Source organism: Paracoccus sp. UBA889 (genome assembly GCA_002294185.1).
Taxonomy (GTDB): domain Bacteria; phylum Pseudomonadota; class Alphaproteobacteria; order Rhodobacterales; family Rhodobacteraceae; genus Paracoccus.
Genome location: DBFD01000025.1, coordinates 1 through 16,793 on the forward strand (window position 1 = coordinate 1; position 16,793 = coordinate 16,793).

Annotated in this window: 16 protein-coding genes; 9 read left to right on the plus strand and 7 right to left on the minus strand. The window is 65.8% G+C overall.

Features of this window, described 5'->3' with window-relative positions; all coding sequences use genetic code 11:
* Positions 1 to 302: 302 nt before the first annotated feature.
* The 4 genes from nirK to B4L36_RS04105 all read right to left on the minus strand — a co-directional run bounded on the left by nirK (position 303) and on the right by B4L36_RS04105 (position 3,379).
* Complete coding sequence (gene nirK, locus B4L36_RS04090; protein ID WP_292952776.1) at positions 303 to 1,475, minus strand: copper-containing nitrite reductase; 1,173 nt, start codon at positions 1,473 to 1,475, stop codon at positions 303 to 305.
* Positions 1,476 to 1,605: 130 nt separating this feature from the next.
* Positions 1,606 to 1,950 carry a hypothetical protein gene (locus B4L36_RS04095; RefSeq protein WP_292952779.1) on the minus strand — a complete coding sequence of 115 codons (345 nt, stop codon included), beginning with the start codon at positions 1,948 to 1,950 and terminating at the stop codon, positions 1,606 to 1,608.
* Positions 1,951 to 2,015: 65 nt separating this feature from the next.
* Positions 2,016 to 2,657 carry an RNA polymerase sigma factor gene (locus B4L36_RS04100; RefSeq protein WP_292952782.1) on the minus strand — a complete coding sequence of 214 codons (642 nt, stop codon included), beginning with the start codon at positions 2,655 to 2,657 and terminating at the stop codon, positions 2,016 to 2,018.
* 35 nt (positions 2,658 to 2,692) lie between these two features.
* The gene (locus tag B4L36_RS04105; RefSeq protein WP_292952785.1) at positions 2,693 to 3,379 is read right to left on the minus strand and encodes a DUF6629 family protein; all 687 of its coding nucleotides are present in this window, start codon (positions 3,377 to 3,379) and stop codon (positions 2,693 to 2,695) included.
* Between the two features lie 332 nt (positions 3,380 to 3,711).
* On the opposite strand from B4L36_RS04105, the gene B4L36_RS04110 reads away from it, so the two are divergent.
* The 9 genes from B4L36_RS04110 (at position 3,712) to B4L36_RS04150 (ending at position 13,941) form a co-directional block, all read left to right on the plus strand.
* Complete coding sequence (locus B4L36_RS04110) at positions 3,712 to 4,815, plus strand: patatin-like phospholipase family protein (protein ID WP_292952788.1); 1,104 nt, start codon at positions 3,712 to 3,714, stop codon at positions 4,813 to 4,815.
* Positions 4,816 to 4,826: 11 nt separating this feature from the next.
* Positions 4,827 to 5,564 (plus strand): acetoacetate decarboxylase, encoded by a 738-nt coding sequence (locus B4L36_RS04115; RefSeq protein WP_292952791.1) that lies wholly within the window; start codon positions 4,827 to 4,829, stop codon positions 5,562 to 5,564.
* An 88-nt stretch (positions 5,565 to 5,652) separates the two neighbouring features.
* Complete coding sequence (locus tag B4L36_RS04120) at positions 5,653 to 6,633, plus strand: alpha/beta hydrolase (RefSeq protein ID WP_292952794.1); 981 nt, start codon at positions 5,653 to 5,655, stop codon at positions 6,631 to 6,633.
* Between the two features lie 100 nt (positions 6,634 to 6,733).
* On the plus strand, positions 6,734 to 7,516 hold the full coding sequence (locus tag B4L36_RS04125) for a 3-hydroxybutyrate dehydrogenase (protein WP_292952797.1): 783 nt from the start codon (positions 6,734 to 6,736) through the stop codon (positions 7,514 to 7,516).
* A 263-nt stretch (positions 7,517 to 7,779) separates the two neighbouring features.
* Positions 7,780 to 8,499, plus strand: coding sequence for a DUF1003 domain-containing protein (locus B4L36_RS04130; RefSeq protein WP_292952800.1), 720 nt, complete (start codon positions 7,780 to 7,782; stop codon positions 8,497 to 8,499).
* 129 nt (positions 8,500 to 8,628) lie between these two features.
* The gene (locus tag B4L36_RS04135) at positions 8,629 to 9,015 is read left to right on the plus strand and encodes a YkvA family protein (RefSeq protein ID WP_292952802.1); all 387 of its coding nucleotides are present in this window, start codon (positions 8,629 to 8,631) and stop codon (positions 9,013 to 9,015) included.
* 267 nt (positions 9,016 to 9,282) lie between these two features.
* Positions 9,283 to 9,888: a hypothetical protein gene (locus tag B4L36_RS04140; RefSeq protein ID WP_292952805.1), complete on the plus strand. Its 606-nt coding sequence runs from the start codon at positions 9,283 to 9,285 to the stop codon at positions 9,886 to 9,888.
* A complete protein-coding gene (locus B4L36_RS04145) occupies positions 9,849 to 11,297 on the plus strand; it encodes an ABC transporter ATP-binding protein (protein WP_292952808.1) in 1,449 nt (482 codons plus the stop codon). Before B4L36_RS04140 ends, B4L36_RS04145 begins: the two co-directional genes overlap by 40 nt.
* Positions 11,298 to 11,310: 13 nt before the next feature.
* Positions 11,311 to 13,941 carry an FtsX-like permease family protein gene (locus B4L36_RS04150; protein WP_292952811.1) on the plus strand — a complete coding sequence of 877 codons (2,631 nt, stop codon included), beginning with the start codon at positions 11,311 to 11,313 and terminating at the stop codon, positions 13,939 to 13,941.
* Positions 13,942 to 13,974: 33 nt separating this feature from the next.
* On the opposite strand, the gene B4L36_RS04155 is transcribed toward B4L36_RS04150, so the two are convergent.
* Genes B4L36_RS04155 through B4L36_RS04165 form a run of 3 tightly spaced genes read right to left on the minus strand, consistent with a single transcriptional unit; the run spans position 13,975 to position 16,759 of the window.
* Positions 13,975 to 14,709 carry an ABC transporter permease gene (locus tag B4L36_RS04155; RefSeq protein ID WP_292952814.1) on the minus strand — a complete coding sequence of 245 codons (735 nt, stop codon included), beginning with the start codon at positions 14,707 to 14,709 and terminating at the stop codon, positions 13,975 to 13,977.
* Complete coding sequence (locus tag B4L36_RS04160) at positions 14,706 to 15,641, minus strand: ABC transporter ATP-binding protein (RefSeq protein ID WP_292952817.1); 936 nt, start codon at positions 15,639 to 15,641, stop codon at positions 14,706 to 14,708. The genes B4L36_RS04155 and B4L36_RS04160 overlap by 4 nt, the downstream gene beginning before the upstream one ends.
* A complete protein-coding gene (locus B4L36_RS04165; protein WP_292952820.1) occupies positions 15,638 to 16,759 on the minus strand; it encodes an ABC transporter permease in 1,122 nt (373 codons plus the stop codon). The genes B4L36_RS04160 and B4L36_RS04165 overlap by 4 nt, the downstream gene beginning before the upstream one ends.
* Positions 16,760 to 16,793 lie beyond the last annotated feature (34 nt).

Sequence of the window (16,793 nt, forward strand, 5' to 3'; positions counted from 1 at the left end):
ACGAAGATTGCGCCAAGATCGGTGCGGACGGCGGTCGGTTCGGCGGGGCGGTCGGCGATTTTTTCCATGAGCGTCTCCAGAGTGGTCGGTCCGATGAACAACCCCACTCTGTCAGCGAGCCGGACGCCGTCCACCTGCCCATGGGATCTTGTTGCGGCGAAAGGCGCGCCGATGGCCGGAACCTGCGCCCCACCCTTTTCCGCCGCGCGCGCGGAGCCAAACGCGCACGGCAATGCTGTCCATGCTCAAGTCGTCGGGCAGTTCCGGCCATGCCATTTCAATCGGCTGATCGGGTCTTGACGCTAGCCTTCATCCAGCGACGCGAACAGATCCGGGTTTTCCTCGCCCTCGACCATCAGATATCCCGCCAGACCCTTTTCCGCCCGCGACAACGCATGATCGACCAACACGAACCGTCCGGGAACATCGCATGTGAACTCGACCATCGCCGAGCCGCCGGCCGGCACCGTGACGGTCTGGACATCCTTCAGCGGCGGTGTCTCCAGCGATCCGTGCACATAGACCCGATCGAAGATTTCGCCGATGACGTGGAAGGACGACGTATAATTGGGCCCGCCGACACCGAAGAAGATGCGCACCGTCTCGCCGACCTTGGCCTTGAGAGGATAGTGATCGGTCAGCGCGCCGGTATGGCCGTTGAAGACGAAATATTCGGGACGCTCGTCGACGAGCTTGTCGTAGCTTTCGGTCAGCAGGCCCGGGGTGCCGATGCGTTCCTCGGTATAAAGTTCGCCCTGCATGACATAATATTCCCGATCGACCGGCGGCAGCCCGCCTTCCGGCTCGACCAGGATCAGGCCATACATGCCGTTCGAGATGTGCTGAGCCACGGGCGCGACCGCGCAGTGATAGACGTAGAGCCCGGCATTGAGCGCCTTGAACCTGAAGCTGTAGCTTTCGCCCGGCCCCGGCGAGCCGAGCGCCGCGCCGCCGCCCGGTCCGGTTACGGCGTGCAGGTCGATATTGTGGGCAAACCAGCTATCCTCGTTGTTCTTGAGATAGACCTCGACGGTATCGCCGACCCGGACGCGCGCGAAGGGACCGGGCACCTTGCCGTTGAAGGTCCAGAACCGGTAGCTGGTATTGCCGTCAAGATGCGCCTCGATCTCGATGGTCTCGTATTCCAGACGGATCGTCGCGGGCTCGGTGCGGGTGATCGGCGGCGGGACATTGGCCGGGTTCTCGCTGATATCGGCCATGCTGGGATGGGTCGGGTTCGCGGTATAGAGCCGGTTGCCCAGCATCCCCGGAGCCAGCCCATGCCCGGCCGTCTGGGCCTGTCCGGACCGGACGGACTGCGCGGCGGCGGGCGAATATGCCAGAACGCTTCCCGCAGCCAGGCCGGCCGAGCCGACCAGAAGGCTTCGACGACCGACGCGCAGAGCCTCGTCCCCCGCCGATGCGGCATGGGCTTTCGGGCCCGCGGCCCCTGCCTTGTCGCTGGATATTGTCATGGCGATTTCTCCTTTCCGTGTTGAAATCGGGATGGCCCCGAAGGGCCGCATTGATCAGAAACGGTCCGCCTGGCCGGCCACGAAGACGCGGCCTGCAGGTCTTGATCCATCACAGCCGACCGGCGGCGGATCATCCGTCCGGGGGCGCGGCCTGAAGGCCGTCGCGGTCGCGAGGGGTCCGGATCGGCGGCGCGGACATGCTGTGGACAAGGGCATCCGCGATGTTTCGGCGCACCAGATCCAGGATCGCCGCCGCATCGCGGGGATCAAGGCCCAGGGCCTGGGCTGCCTTCCGGGTCGGCTGGCCTGCAAGATCGACCCGGCGAAACAGCTCGCATGCCATCGTCCCGATCCGGAACCCGACCTCTTCCCCGCAATCGCAGAAGACGTTTGTCAGCAGTTCCGCGACCACCGCGCGGTCGGCCGGTGTCTTTCCGATGGCCTGATTCGATCCGCACAAGCGCGACGGCGTCATTCCTTCCTCCCGCATCAGCATCGAAATGATGACGCCGCGAAAGGCGCTTGGTTACAGGCCGGCCGTCACAGGGCCAGCAATTCATCTTCGCAATCCGTGTCTTCCACGGGATGCGCGCAGCCCGAAGGCGGGCAGGAACAATCGTCGAAGCCGTGGCGACAGCAGGGTCCGCAATGCGCCAGCAACGCCTCGCCTAGCGCGACACGGGCGCGGTGCAGCCGGACGTTCAGGGTTCCGGGCCGCAGCCCCAGATCCGCGGCAACCTCGGCCCGCTGGGTCTCGTCGATGTCGATGCGCCGGATCAGATCGGCGTCGGCCGGGCGCAGTTCGCCCAGCAGCCCCTTGATGCATTGGCAGAGGACATCCATCCCCTCGACGCCATCCTCGACCACCACGGCCGATTTGGCCTCCAGCGCCATCGCGCTGTCGAGGCGCCTTGCCCGGCCCGCCTTCCGGAAGTGATCATTGAGGGTCGAGCGCAGCACCGCATAGAGCCAGGCGTCCATCCGCTCGGCCTCGCGCAATTGATCCCGACGCGCAAGAACCCGGATGCAGAATTCCTGCAGGACATCCTCGGCATCCGGGCGGTTGCCCAATCGCTTCATCAGGAAGCCCAGAAACGTCTTTCGGCTGGTGATCAGCGTCCGCTCCAGCCGCGCGTGGTCACGGCTGGCATGGTCGCGAACGAGGTTTCCGGATTGGTCCATGATCGCTCTCCTTTCTCGCGCGGCTGGAAAACCGGCTATGCGAACAGGACAGGACATTCGCGCGCGCATTTGTTTCGCGCTATGATGTAGATCAAATGCAGGGTGCCAAGACCGGCCAAAAGGCAGAAAAACGAGATATAGGCATAGCGCAGGAACAGGATGTCCACCACGACCACCGCGACGATGGTCAGCGCGAACCAGCGCATGTGCAGATAGGTCGAGATCGCCGGCGGCACGATGATCAGGAAAAGGTAGATCGCATAGGTCATCCAGCGCGGCATCAGGTAGTCAAGCAGCATGGTGCCGTCGTAGGCCAGCGAATCCTGATTGACCGTCACCTCGATCCAGCCGGGATTGACCAGATGCGGCACATAGAGCGCCAGTCCGAAGGCAAGCCCCGCGACCGACATGGCAGCCATCCAGGGCCGGCGCCGGCTGCCGGGCGGCTCCAGCACCCAGGAGGCCAGCGGGATCCAGAACGGCCACATGAACCAGGTGAAGAAGATGAACCCCAGTGCCCCCAGCAGGGTCGCGCCCGGATCGCCGGTATTCACCCCCCACCAGACGTTGCCCTCCATGAATTGCTGAAGTCCGGCAAAGACCGGCATCAGCGCCACCGGCAGATACCGCGGATTGATCGCCCAGGCGCGCGTGACGGCATGACCGCCACCCACCACGAGAAAGGCGCTGGCAGTAAAGCTGACGGTCTGGGAAAGGCACATGGCGAAAATCTCTCCGTGACGGGTCGCGCAACGCCCGTTCACGGTAGCAGGCCTTGCGGCGATTGCCACTGCGCCTGCCGTGCCTTCGGGCGGCGGTCCGGCGCGATGACGTGCAAACGGCGGATCGCCCTCGGGCCGGCCGCACCCTTGATCCCCAGCCGCGTCTTCAAGATTGGCTCGTGCGGATCCGGCCACCGATCAAGTCCGCCAATCCGGCATTGCCCGGTCAAGGATGCCGGCAAAGCTGTCACTTTTGTAAGAACCGGGTAAAAGTGACGGTCGGTGGATATCATATCCTTCCCCTGGACGATGTGCCGACGAGGAAGAAGCAGATGCCGACAGCAGAGCGGAACGTCCTGGTGCTGCAAGGCGGCGGTGCCCTTGGGGCCTATCAGGCCGGCGCCTATGAAAAACTGGCCCAAAGCAGGCTGGAAATCGACTGGGTCGCGGGAATTTCCATCGGCGCCATCAACGCGGCGATCATCTGCGGCAACCCGGTCGAGACGCGGGTCGAGCGGCTTCGCAGCTTCTGGGAACAGATCACCTCGGATCTGACCTACGCCCCCTGGATGTGGGGCCCGAAGCCGCGCCGCATCTATTCGGAAATTGCCGCCGCCGAAGTGGCGCTGGCAGGCGCGCCCGGCTTTTTCCGGCCGCGCCCGCTGCTGGCGCTCTGGCCGTTCGCGGCCCATCCGGCGCTCAGCTTCTATGACACCGCGCCGCTTGCGGCGACGCTGAATGAGACGGTCGATTTCGACTATCTCAACGAAAAGGGTCCGCGCCTCAGCGTTGGCACGACCGATATCGAGACCGGCAACTTCGCCTATTTCGACAGCACCGAGATGCGCCTCGACATGCGGCACATCATGGCCAGCGGCGCCTTGCCGCCGGGTTTTCCGCCGGTCGAGATCGACGGCCATTTCTATTGGGACGGCGGCCTCGTCTCCAACACACCGCTGCAATACGTGATGGAGAACGCCGGCACCGAGGCGCTGTGCATCTTTCAGATCGACCTGTTCAGCGCCCGCGGTGATCTGCCGGTCGACATCGCCGATGTCCAGCAACGCGAGAAGGACATCCGCTATTCCAGCCGGACCCGCCTGACCACCGATCGCTACCGCCACCTGCATGACATCCGGGCTGCGGCCGAACGGCTGGCGGCGAAGCTGCCGAAGGAGATGCAATCCGATCCCGATCTGGCCCTGCTGCGCGACGCCGGTCCCGATTGCCCGGTCACGCTGGTCCATTTCATTCACCGCAAGGAGGGGTTCGAGCGCAATTCCAAGGACTACGAATTCTCGCGGCTGTCGATGACCGAACACTGGACGGCGGGGATCGCCGATGTCGGCCGCACGCTGGCGCACAGGAAATGGAAGAGCCGCGAGATCGGCAAGGACGGCCTGCAGGTCTTCGATCTGGGCTCACGGAACACGTGAAGGGAAACGAAATGAAACCGAGCGATGTCGCCAAACAGGCTTTCGCCATGCCGCTGACAAGTCCCTCCTACCCAAAGGGCCCCTACCGGTTCATCGACCGCGAGTTCCTGACGATCACCTACCGCACGGACATCGATGCATTGCGGGCGGTCGTGCCCGAGCCGCTGGAAATCACCGACCCGCTGGTCAAATACGAATTCATCCGGATGCCGGATTCGACGGGGTTTGGCGATTATACCGAAAGCGGACAGGTCATCCCGGTGACGCTGGACGGCGTTGCGGGCGGCTACGTCCATGCGATGTTTCTGAACGACGAGGCGCCGATTGCGGGCGGTCGCGAAATTTGGGGCTTTCCGAAAAAGCTGGCCGACCCCGCGCTGCGGATCGAGAAGGACACGCTGATCGGCACGCTTGATGTCGGCTCGGTCCGGGTGGCGACCGGCACGATGGGCTACAAGCATCGCGAGTTGGACAAGAACAAGGTGATCAAGGCGCTCGAGGCGCCGAATTTTCTTCTCAAGATCATTCCCCATGTCGATTGCAGCCCGCGGATCTGCGAACTCGTCCGCTACTACACGACCGACATCGCGCTGAAAGGCGCATGGGAAGGCCCCGCCGGGCTGGAACTGCACCATCATGCGCTGGCGCCCGTGGCCGCCCTGCCGGTTCTCGAGGTGATCTCGGCCGTTCATCTCTTGACCGATCTGACCCTCGGATTGGGTGAGGTCATGCATGACTATCTGGAATGATCAGGATGCCGTTCCTGCATTCGCGTCCGGTCTTTCGCAACCTCGACGCCCCCGCAAGGCAGAGGTTTCTCGGAGAAGGGTTCCGTCCATGAGACGCCGCTTGAAATGGTCCGGCCTGATATTTGCCGCCACGACGCTGGGCGCGATCCAGGCGTTTGCAGAACCTTGCCAGCCCAAGGACCGTCCGCTGGCGGCGGGATACAGGATCGGCACCTATTCGGTGCCGTCCATCGACATGAACCCGGCCTCATCCGTCGTCGTGCTCGAGCCAGAGACCGATGAACCTGTATCGGGCCGGCCCCTGCTGGTTCTTCTCCACGGGCTTGGCGGCACAGGCTGCGACTGGGTCCGTCTGGGCCAGGTGGATGCGACACTCGCCGCGATGCCCGATACGGGCGCCCGGCCGATTGTCGTCATGCCGAGCCTGGGAAACAACTGGTATGTCGATGCCGGCCCCGGCCGCGACGCGGAAGCGGCATTTGACGCCATAATCGATTGGGTGGATGCGAAATGGCGGATCGATGAACGCCCCCGGGCCAACTCGATCCTGGGCCTTTCCATGGGTGGATATGGTGCGCTTCGCCTGGCGATGGCGAGGCCCCGTTTCGGCTCGATCGCGGCTTTGTCACCCGCGATCTGGCAGAACGTTCCGCAGGAAGATCTGAATCTGCCGGCCGAAAAGCTCAATCTGATCCGCGATGCGGTCTATTTCGATGTCGAACCCGACGGGATGTTCGAGACCGGTATCGATCTGCCAAATCCGGGACCGCACTTTTCCGGCGCTTTCGGCGATCCCTTCGACGGCCGCCGCTTCAATGCGTTGAACGTGTTCACCCTGCTGAATGACAAGACAAGGCCCGAAACGATGCCCCGTCTCCTTCTTGCCATTGGCGACCACGATTCGCTTGGCCTCTGGCGGGGAACATTTGCGCTGTATCAGACGCTGAAGGCAAGAAACGTCGCTGTTCACCTGCGGGTCGCAGAGGGCGATCACAACTGGAAATTCTGGCGCTCGGCGCTTCCCGACGCGCTGGCCTTCCTTGCTGTGGGCGATCCTCCGCTGCGCTAGGCATGTGGGAGCCGGGGGCGGGGGCGGGCGTTATGGACATATCTGGAAACGATCGCGGCGCATCCTTGTCGCCGCGCCATTGGAAAAAGGAAGACGTGAAATGAACCTCAAGGACAAGGTCTGCATCATCACCGGCGCGGCCAGCGGCATCGGCCACGGCATCGCCGAACGCTTCATCGCCGATGGCGCGAAGGTCGTCATCGCCGATCTCAAGCTGGACGCCGCGCAGAAGACGGCCGACGCGCTGACGGCGCAAGGTCCCGGTACGGCGATGGCGGTCGAAATGGACGTGACCGACGAGGCGCAGGTCAATGCCGGCATCGAGGCGGTCGTCACGAAATGGGGCAAGATCGACGTCCTGGTGTCCAATGCGGGAATCCAGATCGTCCACCCGTTGCAGGACTTTCCGTTCGCCGACTGGAAGAAATTGCTGTCGATCCATCTTGACGGCGCATTCCTGACATCCAGGGCCTGTCTGCCGCATATGTACAAGGCCGGATCGGGTTCGATCATCTTCATGGGCTCGGTCCATTCCAAGGAAGCCTCGCCGTTGAAATCGGCCTATGTCACCGCCAAGCACGGGCTTCTGGGCCTTGCGCGCGTGATCTCGAAGGAAGGCGGCGAACGTGGCGTGCGCGCCAATGTGATCTGCCCCGGCTTCGTCAAGACGCCGCTGGTGGAAAAGCAGATCCCCGAACAGGCGCGCGATCTGGGCATCTCCGAGGACGAGGTCGTCAACCGCGTGATGCTGGGCGAGACCGTCGATCAGGAATTCACCACGATCGCCGACGTCGCCGAGGTCGCCCACATCTTCGCCGCCTTTCCCACCAACGCGCTGACCGGCCAGTCGCTTGTCGTCAGCCACGGCTGGTACATGAACTAGCCCCCGAAAGGACAGGAGAACCGGACGGGCGGCGCTTTTCCGGCCGGGCCTCGTGGTCCGGCGCCGCCCGAACCGACACCTCGGGCGATCCTGACGGGCCACAATCGCCATCGCGAAAAGGACGCCTTCCGGCTGGCCGGACACGCCGCCGCTGCGAGGATGCCGATTGGCCGCGATCGGACAGACCCCTCCGGGGTTGAATTTCCCGGCAAACGATAGTCCGCTCGTCATGTCGGCCCGGGCGGCGAAGGATGAGGTATGGCATGATCGACCCGGTTTCCACCCGGACTGCCGGAAAGTCCGTCTGCCACGTCTGCGGACGATCCTTTCCGGCGCCCAGGCTGCGCCCATGGATTTCGGTTCGTCCGGGCGTGTCCGAACTGATCGCCGCCACGGCGCCCGGCTGGGGCGAGGGCAAGCAGATCTGCCAGCCGGACCTTGCACGGTTCCGACGGGATTATGTCGAACGGCTGCTGGCCGACGAACGCGGTGAACTGGCCGATCTTGACCGGCAGGTGATCGCCAGCCTCGAAGCGGGCGAACCGGTATCGCGCAACCCCGAGAACGAGGCAGAGGACACCTACACGTTCGGCGAGAGGCTTGCCGACGGCGTGGCCGAATTCGGCGGCAGCTGGACCTTCATCCTGTCCTTTCTGGCGGTGCTGATCTTCTGGATGCTGCTGAACGTTCTGTTCCTCGGCGCCAGGCCGTTCGATCCCTATCCCTTCATCCTGCTGAACCTCGTCCTGTCCTGTCTGGCCGCCCTTCAGGCGCCGGTGATCATGATGAGCCAGCGCCGGCAGGAGAAAAAGGACCGTCTGCGGGCCGAAAACGATTATCGCGTCAACCTCAAATCCGAACTGGAAATCCGGCAATTGCACGAAAAGATCGACCATCAGCTTGCCCAGCAATGGGAAAAGCTGGTCGAATTGCAGCAGATCCAGATCGAACTGCTGGAGGAAAACGCCGATGGCCGCCGATGATAAAGGATGCTCAACGCTGTATCCCGGTGAACCGCTGCCGCTCAAATCATCCGGAGGGATTGACCTTGAACTGCGCGGGCATGTTCTTCGTCTTTCAAGGCCGGTACCGAACCGGGCCGCAGGAATTGCATGGAAAAACCCGAGATCCTGAGGCGGTTGCGGGACTGGGCTGGTCTGGTAAAGCGCGATGTCGTGGCGCTCTACCTGGCGGCCCGCGATCCCCGTGTTCCGTGGCTTGCGAAGGTTGTCGCCGTCGGCGTCGTCACCTATGCACTCAGTCCGATAGACCTGATCCCGGATTTTATTCCGGTGCTGGGCTATCTCGACGATGCCATTCTCGTTCCGCTTGGGATTTTGCTGGCTGTCCGCCTGGTGCCGGGTGACGTGATGGACGATCTCAGGGCCAAGGCGGACAGACTGGCAGCCCTGCCCAGAAGTCGCGCGGGTGCAATCGCGGTCGTTGGGATCTGGGCTGCCGCCCTTGCTGCCATCGCCTGGTGGTTCGGCCCCTTCTAGAACCGTCGCCAAGGGCGATTTCCTCCGTTCTGGGGCCGATCGCCCCCGGCCCGCAGCGCCCTGAAAGCAGGCGGCGAGCAGAAGCCCGGCCTTACAAATTTGCAATATGGCGGACAGATCCCGCGCAGATCCGCGATCTATAAACATCGGTGAAAGGGCAATCGGCCGCTACAGTTTCCGGTCATCGTTGCGGTTTCAACCTGTCCTAGATGGTTGCGCAGAGAAACCGGGACGCAGCCAGGCAAGCCCCGGCAGAAAGGAAACAGAATGACGAACCGTCGAAAAAACCTTGTGACGACCGTTCTTGCGGCAAGCACCATCATGGCGTCGCTGGCGATCCCGATCAGCAGCGTCGCGCAGGGTGCGCCGCTGGCACCGCGCGAGACCGCCGTCGCCCCCGAGACCAATCCGCCGGGCGACATTCCCGACAATCAGGTCTTCATCGATTATACCGCGCCCGCAGGTTTCTCGATGCAGGTGCCCGAGGGCTGGTCGCGCAGCGACACCGCCACGGGGGTCAGCTTCGCCGACAAATACGGCACGATCGACATCGCCACGGCCAAGGCCGACAAGGCGCCCACGCCGCAGTCCATCCAGCAGCGCGAAGTCCCCGATCTGGTCGCCGGCGGGCACGCGGTCGAGGTGACCGATGTCCGGGCCATGACGCTGCCCGCCGGGGAAGCGGTCGCGCTGGACTATCTGTCGAACTCTGCGATCAACCCGGTCACCAACCGCCGGATCCGGCTGGAAAACCGCCGCATCTATCTGTTCCATGCCGGGCAGGAGGCAATCGTCACCTTTTCGGCCCCCGCCGGCGCCGACAACGTCGATGCGTGGAAGATGATGGCGGAATCGCTGCGGTGGCCGTCGTGACCCTGCTTGTCGCCGAAGACCTGTTCCGGTTCTACCATGTCGGCGACGCCGAGATCCGTGCGCTCAAGGGCGTCAGTCTGCAAGTTCGCGCGGGCGAGATCGTGGCCCTCACCGGTCCTTCGGGCAGTGGCAAATCGACGCTGCTGTCCTGCCTGTGCGGGCTGGACGACCCCGATGGCGGCACGGTCGAGATCGACGGCCGCCGAATGACCCGGCGGCCCGAGGCGGAAAAGGCGGCGATCCGGTCGTCGTTGCTGGGCATCATGGCGCAGCGCGACAACCTGTTCGCGCATCTGACGGTCGCCGAAAACGTCGCCTTCGCCCTGTCTCGCAGACAGGGCGCGGAGCTGCCCGAAATCGGGGCCATCCTGCAATCCGTCGGCATGAACGCCCGCGCGGCCGCCTATCCCGCCACCCTGTCGGGGGGCGAGATTGCGCGCGCGGGGCTGGCGGTCGCGCTGGCGCTTGATGCGGCCCTGCTGGTGGCGGACGAGCCGACCGCAGAGGTCGATGCACAGACCGAACGGCTGATCCTGGACATGCTGGTCGCACGCAGCCGCGCCGGTCGCGGGGCGTTGATCGCAACGCATAGCCGCGCGGTCGAAGCCATCGCCACGCGCGTCCTGCACCTGCGCGACGGACGGCTGTCCGCGCGCCCCGCGCCCGATGGCGGTCAGGCGGTCTCGCCCGATGCAGAGCGGGCGGCCAGCCCGACCTTGCGCGCGCCCCTGCGATCCTCCGCCGGGGACAATGCCGCGCTGATCGAGGCGCGGCATGTAAGCCGGATCTACCATCCGGGCGGCGATCCGGTCCATGCCGTCGAGGATGCCAGCATGGACCTGCACCGGGGCGCCCGGATCGCCGTCACCGGCCCGTCGGGCAGCGGCAAATCCACTCTGCTGAAGATGCTGGCGGGGATCGAACGGCCAAGCTCGGGCGGGTTGTCGTGGTTCGGCGCGGCCAAACCCGACATGCTGCGCCCCCGCCGGATCGGCGTCGTGTTCCAGGAACCCAGCCTGATCGCGTCGCTTACCGTGCGCGAGAATGTCGAACTGCCGCTGCAATTGGCGTCGTTCCTTCCCGCCCGCCCGCATCCGGGCGCCGATGATGCGCTGCGCCTGCTGGATCTGTCCGATCTGGCCGACAAGCTGCCCGACGAATTGTCGGGAGGGCAGATGCAGCGGGTCGCCTTTGCCCGCGCCCTCGTCACCAATCCCGAAATCATTCTGGCCGACGAGCCGACCGGACAGCTTGACCAGCCGACAGGGCGCGCGGTGATGCAGGCCGTCCTGAAGGCCCTGGACCAGGCTGATGCCGCGCTGCTGATGACGACCCACGACGCGGCTCTTGCCGCCACCATGCCGACCCGGTTCCACATGGATCACGGCCGCCTGGTGAATGCCGCCTGAAAGGAGGCCCGATATGTTCCCGCTATGGATCAAAGGCGTGCTCAAGCACCGCCTCGTGCAGATCGCCCTGGCCTATTCGGGCGTCGCGATCGCCATCACCCTGGTCGCGCTGATCGGCGTCTTCTCGGTCATCAGCGCCTCGACGATGACCGATCGGGCGGTGTCGCAGGTCGTCGTGGACTGGCAGGTCCAGCCCAGGCCCGGAACGGACAATGCCGGGATCGGGGCGGCGCTGGCCGCCCTGCCCGACCTTCGCAGGGTGCAGAAGGTCGGCTATGGCGATGTCTCGGCGCTCAGCGCGAATACGGGCGGCACGGTCCAGACCACCGGGGCGGCCAAGGTGCTGGGGCTGGATCCCGGCTACCGGACGGATTTCCCGGAACAGATGCGCCTGCTTCTGGGCCGCTATGACGGCCCGCTTCTGGCCCAGCAGACGGCCGCGAACCTGCATGCCGGGATCGGCGACACCATCATTGTCAAGGCCGCCGGCGGCGACGTTCCGGTGACGATCGCCGGGATCGTCGAACTTCCCAATGCCGACGCGCTGTTCCAGACCGTCGGCGCCCCCGCCGGGGCCGGGCCGACCGCCCCGCCCGACAACGTCGTCATCCTGCCGATGGCTCAGTGGACCAGCCTGTTCGCGGCCGATCCGGCCCGGACGACCACGCAGTTCCATGCCGGGTTCACCCATGCCGCGCTGCCCCGCCAGCCCGATCAGGCCTATATCCAGGAGGCCCGCAGCGCCCGCAATTTCGAGGCCGGGATCGCGGGCGCCGCGCTGGTCGGCGACAATCTGGGCGCGCGGCTGGATGCGGTGCGGGGCGACGCGATCTATGCCCGCGTCATCTTCCTGTTCCTCGGCCTGCCGGCGGCGATGCTGGCGATCCTGCTGACCGTGTCGCTGTTGTCGGCGGACCGTGAAAGCAAGGGCCGCAGCGAGGCGCTGCTGCGGATGCGCGGACTGGACCGGGGGTCGATCCTGCGGCTCGTCGCGTCTGAAGAAACGCTCGGCGCGGTCGGGGCCGCTGTCTTCGGCGCGCTGGCCGCCCTGGCGCTGGCGGTCGTCCAGTTCGGCGGCGCGGCGCTGGCGCCTGCCGCCCTGGCCTGGATCGGTCTGGCCGGGCTCGGCGGTTTCGCGATCGCCCTTCTCTGCGGTCTGCTGCCCGCCCTGTCCCGCTTGCGCGACCAGACCATCGTCGGCGGCCGGAGCTATTTCACCAGGGGCAAGGTGCCGCTGTGGCAGCGGCTGTGGCTGGACGTGATCTGCCTGGCCGCCGCCGCCGTCATCTTCCTGCGATCGGCAAGCTCCAACTACCAGGTCGTGTTGGCTCCGGAAGGGGTCACGGCCACCGCCGTCGATTACACCGCCTTCCTGTCGCCGCTGCTGTTCTGGACCGGGGCGGTGCTGCTGACGATCCGGCTGACCTCGTGGCTGATCGGCCGGTCTTCGGGCGGCCTGGCGACGATGATCGGCCGCAGCGGTCTGGCCTCGGGCACGGCGCCCAGCATCGCCGCCAGCCTGTCGCGGCAGAACCGGCGGCTTGCGGGCGGGATCGCGCTGGTATCGCTTGCCTTTTCCTTCGCCTTCGCCATCGCGATCTTCAACCTCACCTATAACGGCCAGACCCGGGTCGATGCCCTGCTGACCAACGGGGCGGATGTGACGGTGACCGGGTCGACCTCGACGCCGGTCGAGCCGGTGGTGACAAAGGTCGCGGCCCTTCCCGGCGTCGCGGCGACCGTGCCGATGCAGCATCGCTTCGCCTATGTCGGCAACGACCTGCAGGACATCTACGGCATCGACCCCGCCACGATCACAGATGCCACGTCGATCGTCGACGCCTATTTCGCCAATCGCGATGCGGCGGCCACGCTGAAGGCGCTGGCCGCGACACCGGACGGCGTTCTGGTGTCGCAGGAAACCGTGAACGATTTTCAGCTCGCGCTTGGCGATACCGTGAACCTGCGGCTTCAGGATGCCACCACCCACCAATACAAGGCGATTCCGTTCACCTTCGTGGGCGTCGCGCTGGAATTTCCGACCGCACCCAAGGATTCCTTTCTGGTCGCCAACGCGGCCTACATCGCCGCGCAGACCGGCACCCCCGGCCACGAGGTTCTGCTGATCCGGGGCAAGACCGATCCCGGAACGCTGGCCGCCGATATCCGCAACACCCTGGGGCCGGCCTCGGGCTACAAGGTCTCGGATCTTCAATCCGCGTTCCACATCATCGCCTCCAGCCTGACCGCCGTCGATCTTGGCCGGCTGACCAATGTCGAGATCGCCTTCGCGGTCCTGCTGCTGGCGGCGGCGACGGGAATGCTGCTGTATCTGGGCTTTGCCGAGCGTCGCCGGGCGGCGGCCATTCTCTTGGCGCTCGGCGCGTCGGGATCCGAGGTCGCGGGATTTCTGTGGAGCGAGGCGCTGATCATCCTCGTTCCCGGCGCCGTCATCGGCGCGGCGATCGGCGTCGCCGCGGCCGACATGCTGGTCAAGCTTCTGTCGGGCATCTTCGATCCGCCGCCCGATGCCCTGTCCTATCCCGTGACGGCCCTGGCCGGGTTCGTCATCGTCAGCATCCTTGCCACATTCGCCGCCGTCCGCATCGCGCGGCACCGGCTGTCGCGGACCCGTGTCGGGTAGACCCGGCGCTGGCGATGCGGATGGTGGTCCCGCCTATCGCGCCCTTCGCCGCGACAGGCGGGTTTCCAGTTGAACCATCGCGTCATAGATCAGCACCGCGAACAACCCCACGATCAGCCCGCCCTGCAACACATAGGCGGTGTTGTTCGTCAGCAGCCCCGAGATGATCACCTCGCCCAGGGTCCTGGCCGCGACGGTCGAGCCGATCGTGGCCGTGCCAAGAGAGATGACCACCGACAGCCGGATGCCCGTCAGGATGACCGGCAGCGCCAGCGGCAATTCCACCCGGACCAGCCGTTGCCGGCGGTTGAGGCCGATCCCGCGCGCGGCCTCCATCGTGGCGGGCGGCAGGGTCAGAAGCCCGGTCATGGCGTTCTCGAAGATCGGCAGCAGGCCATAAAGGAACAGCGCCACGACCGTCGGCCCGGCGCCGAAGCCAAGCGAGGGCACCGCCAGCGCCAGAACCGCGACGGGCGGGAATGTCTGGCCCATGTTGGTGATGGTGCGCGACAGGGGACGGAAGGCCGCCCCCGCCGGCCGCGTGACCAGGATCGCCAGCATCACCGAAACCAGCGTCGCCGCCGTGGATGCCAGCGCCACGAGACCCAGATGGCTCAGCGACAGCGACAGCAGCGACGAGCGATCGTAGATGACCGGCCCGCCCTCGGGCGCGAAGGGCGCGAAGACCGGCGTGAACCAGACCGGACGCAGGACCAGGGCCAGAAGCAGCGCGATCAGCGCCCCCCGCAAGAGGTTCTGCCACCTCATGTCCGGCCTTCGGCCCGCGCACGGATCGCGTCCAGTGTGACCCTCTGCTGGCCGGCCCCGTCGCGGGTCACCGGCAGCGCCTCGCGGCCGGTCCACAGGCAGATCGCCAGCGCGTCGCGCAGGCTGGTCTCCGCCGCCACGGCCTCGCCCTCGGCGGATCCGTTCTCGACCACATCGGAGACCGGGATCAGCGACAGCAGGCGCAGCGGACGTTCGACGCCGCCGACCATTTCCGCCACGAAATCCGTCGCCGGCTGCCGGATGATCTGCGCCGGCGTGCCGTGCTGGACAAGGCGGCCCTTGTCCATCACCGCGATCCTGTCGCCCAGATGGATCGCCTCTTCCATGTCATGCGTGACCAGCATGATGGTCGATCCCAGGGCCTGCTGGATGCGGCGCAGATCCTGCTGCGCGCGCGCCCGGATGATCGGATCCAGCGCCCCGAAGGGTTCGTCCATCAGCATCAGATCGGGACGCGAGGCCAGGGCCCGCGCAACGCCCACCCGCTGCTGCTGCCCGCCGGACAATTCATAGGGAAAGCGGTCGCGGAACCGGGCCGGCTCCATCGAGAACAGGTTCAGCAATTCGTCCACGCGGGCGCTGATCTTCTGGCGGGGCCAGCCCAGCAATTCGGGCACCGCGCCGATATTGCGCGCGACGGTGTGATGCGGGAACAATCCGTGACCCTGAATGGCATAGCCGATGCGCCGCCGCAGCACGTGTTTGTGCAGGCTGGACGTAGGCTCGCCATTGATCCGGACCTCGCCCGAGCTGGGCTCGACCAGCCGGTTGATCATGCGCAGCAGCGTGGTCTTGCCGGATCCCGACGTGCCCACGATGACGGTGATCGTGGCTTCCTCGACCGTCATCGAGACGGAATCCACCGCCGGGCGCCCGTCATAGAGTTTGGTGATCCGGTCGATTTCGATCATGATCTGCCCTCCGGTATCGGTCGGGCCAGTTCGACCAGGATGTCCATCACGATCGCCGCCACGAGCGCCAGGGCGACGGTGGGCAGCGCGCCCAGCAGAATCAGGTCGGTTGCGGTCTGGTTCAGGCCCTGGAAGACAAAGGTGCCAAAGCCGCCGCCGCCGATCAGCCCGGCGATCACCGCAAGGCCGATATTCTGCAACAGCACGATCCGCATCCCGGCAAGGATGACCGGCAGGCCAAGCGGCAGGTCGATCCGAAGAAGGCGCTGCCGTTCCGTCATGCCCATGCCGCGCGCCGCCTCTTGCGCGGCTGGCGGAGTGCTTTGCAGGCCCGCGACGGTATTGGCGACGACGGGCAGCAGCGAATACAGCACAAGCGCCAGAAACGCGGGGGCAAAGCCGATGCCGGCAATGCCCATCGCGCGCGCACCCGGCACGCTGTCGCCGACCCAGCCCAGCAGCGGGATCATGATCCCGAACATCGCCAGCGAAGGGATGGTCTGCAAGAAGCTCAGCACCGGCAGCAGGGCGGCGCGCAGCCTGGCGCGACGGTAACATGCCAGGCCCAGCGGCAGGCCGATCACCGCCGCCGCCGCCAGCGAACCGAACGCAAGGCCAAGATGGCGCAGCGCCGCATCGCGGAACGCGCCCTGCCGGCTGGCATATTCCTGCATCACCGACAGGTCCGACAATGCCCCCGATCCAAGCAGCAGCGCCAGCAAAGCCAGAACCGCGGCAAGCAGGCCCGCCCGTGCCAGCGGGCCCGGTGAAAGGCCGTTCAGCGCGTCCGCCGCCAGAAGCGCCAGGATGACCAGCAGCGACCAGAATCCGGCACCGGGCGAGACGCGCGCGTATTGGCCCGCGCCCGCCAGCAGCGTGGCGGCGCCCTGCGACAAAAGCCAGGGCAGCGCCGCAAGCCCCAACGCGGCGCCCAGCAGGCGAAGGACCGGGCGGATCTGCAGCACGCCAAGCGCCAGCCCCGCCGACAGCGCGGCCAGGCCCGGCAGCGTCACGCCCGGCCCGGCCGATTGCCAGATCGGAACCCCCTCGCCGGCCACGATACGGTTGGCCGCCAGCGTCATGAAAGGCGCCAGGAACGCGCCCAGTCCAAGCACCATGAACAGAAGCCCCGGCGCCGACAGCGCCGGCCAG

Bases quoted from the DNA above. Each gene is read 5' to 3' on its own strand.
- B4L36_RS04100 (WP_292952782.1), bottom strand. From the start codon at position 2,657: ATGGACCAATCCGGAAACCTCGTTCGCGACCATGCCAGCCGTGACCAC.
- B4L36_RS04105 (WP_292952785.1), bottom strand. From the start codon at position 3,379: ATGTGCCTTTCCCAGACCGTCAGCTTTACTGCCAGCGCCTTTCTCGTG.
- B4L36_RS04130 (WP_292952800.1), top strand. From the start codon at position 7,780: ATGATCGACCCGGTTTCCACCCGGACTGCCGGAAAGTCCGTCTGCCAC.
- B4L36_RS04150 (WP_292952811.1), top strand. From the start codon at position 11,311: ATGTTCCCGCTATGGATCAAAGGCGTGCTCAAGCACCGCCTCGTGCAG.
- B4L36_RS04115 (WP_292952791.1), top strand. From the start codon at position 4,827: ATGAAACCGAGCGATGTCGCCAAACAGGCTTTCGCCATGCCGCTGACA.
- nirK (WP_292952776.1), bottom strand. From the start codon at position 1,475: ATGACAATATCCAGCGACAAGGCAGGGGCCGCGGGCCCGAAAGCCCAT.
- B4L36_RS04140 (WP_292952805.1), top strand. From the start codon at position 9,283: ATGACGAACCGTCGAAAAAACCTTGTGACGACCGTTCTTGCGGCAAGC.
- B4L36_RS04125 (WP_292952797.1), top strand. From the start codon at position 6,734: ATGAACCTCAAGGACAAGGTCTGCATCATCACCGGCGCGGCCAGCGGC.
- B4L36_RS04110 (WP_292952788.1), top strand. From the start codon at position 3,712: ATGCCGACAGCAGAGCGGAACGTCCTGGTGCTGCAAGGCGGCGGTGCC.
- B4L36_RS04120 (WP_292952794.1), top strand. From the start codon at position 5,653: ATGAGACGCCGCTTGAAATGGTCCGGCCTGATATTTGCCGCCACGACG.
- B4L36_RS04155 (WP_292952814.1), bottom strand. From the start codon at position 14,709: ATGAGGTGGCAGAACCTCTTGCGGGGGGCGCTGATCGCGCTGCTTCTG.
- B4L36_RS04095 (WP_292952779.1), bottom strand. From the start codon at position 1,950: ATGACGCCGTCGCGCTTGTGCGGATCGAATCAGGCCATCGGAAAGACA.
- B4L36_RS04165 (WP_292952820.1), bottom strand. From the start codon at position 16,759: ATGGTGCTTGGACTGGGCGCGTTCCTGGCGCCTTTCATGACGCTGGCG.
- B4L36_RS04160 (WP_292952817.1), bottom strand. From the start codon at position 15,641: ATGATCGAAATCGACCGGATCACCAAACTCTATGACGGGCGCCCGGCG.
- B4L36_RS04135 (WP_292952802.1), top strand. From the start codon at position 8,629: ATGGAAAAACCCGAGATCCTGAGGCGGTTGCGGGACTGGGCTGGTCTG.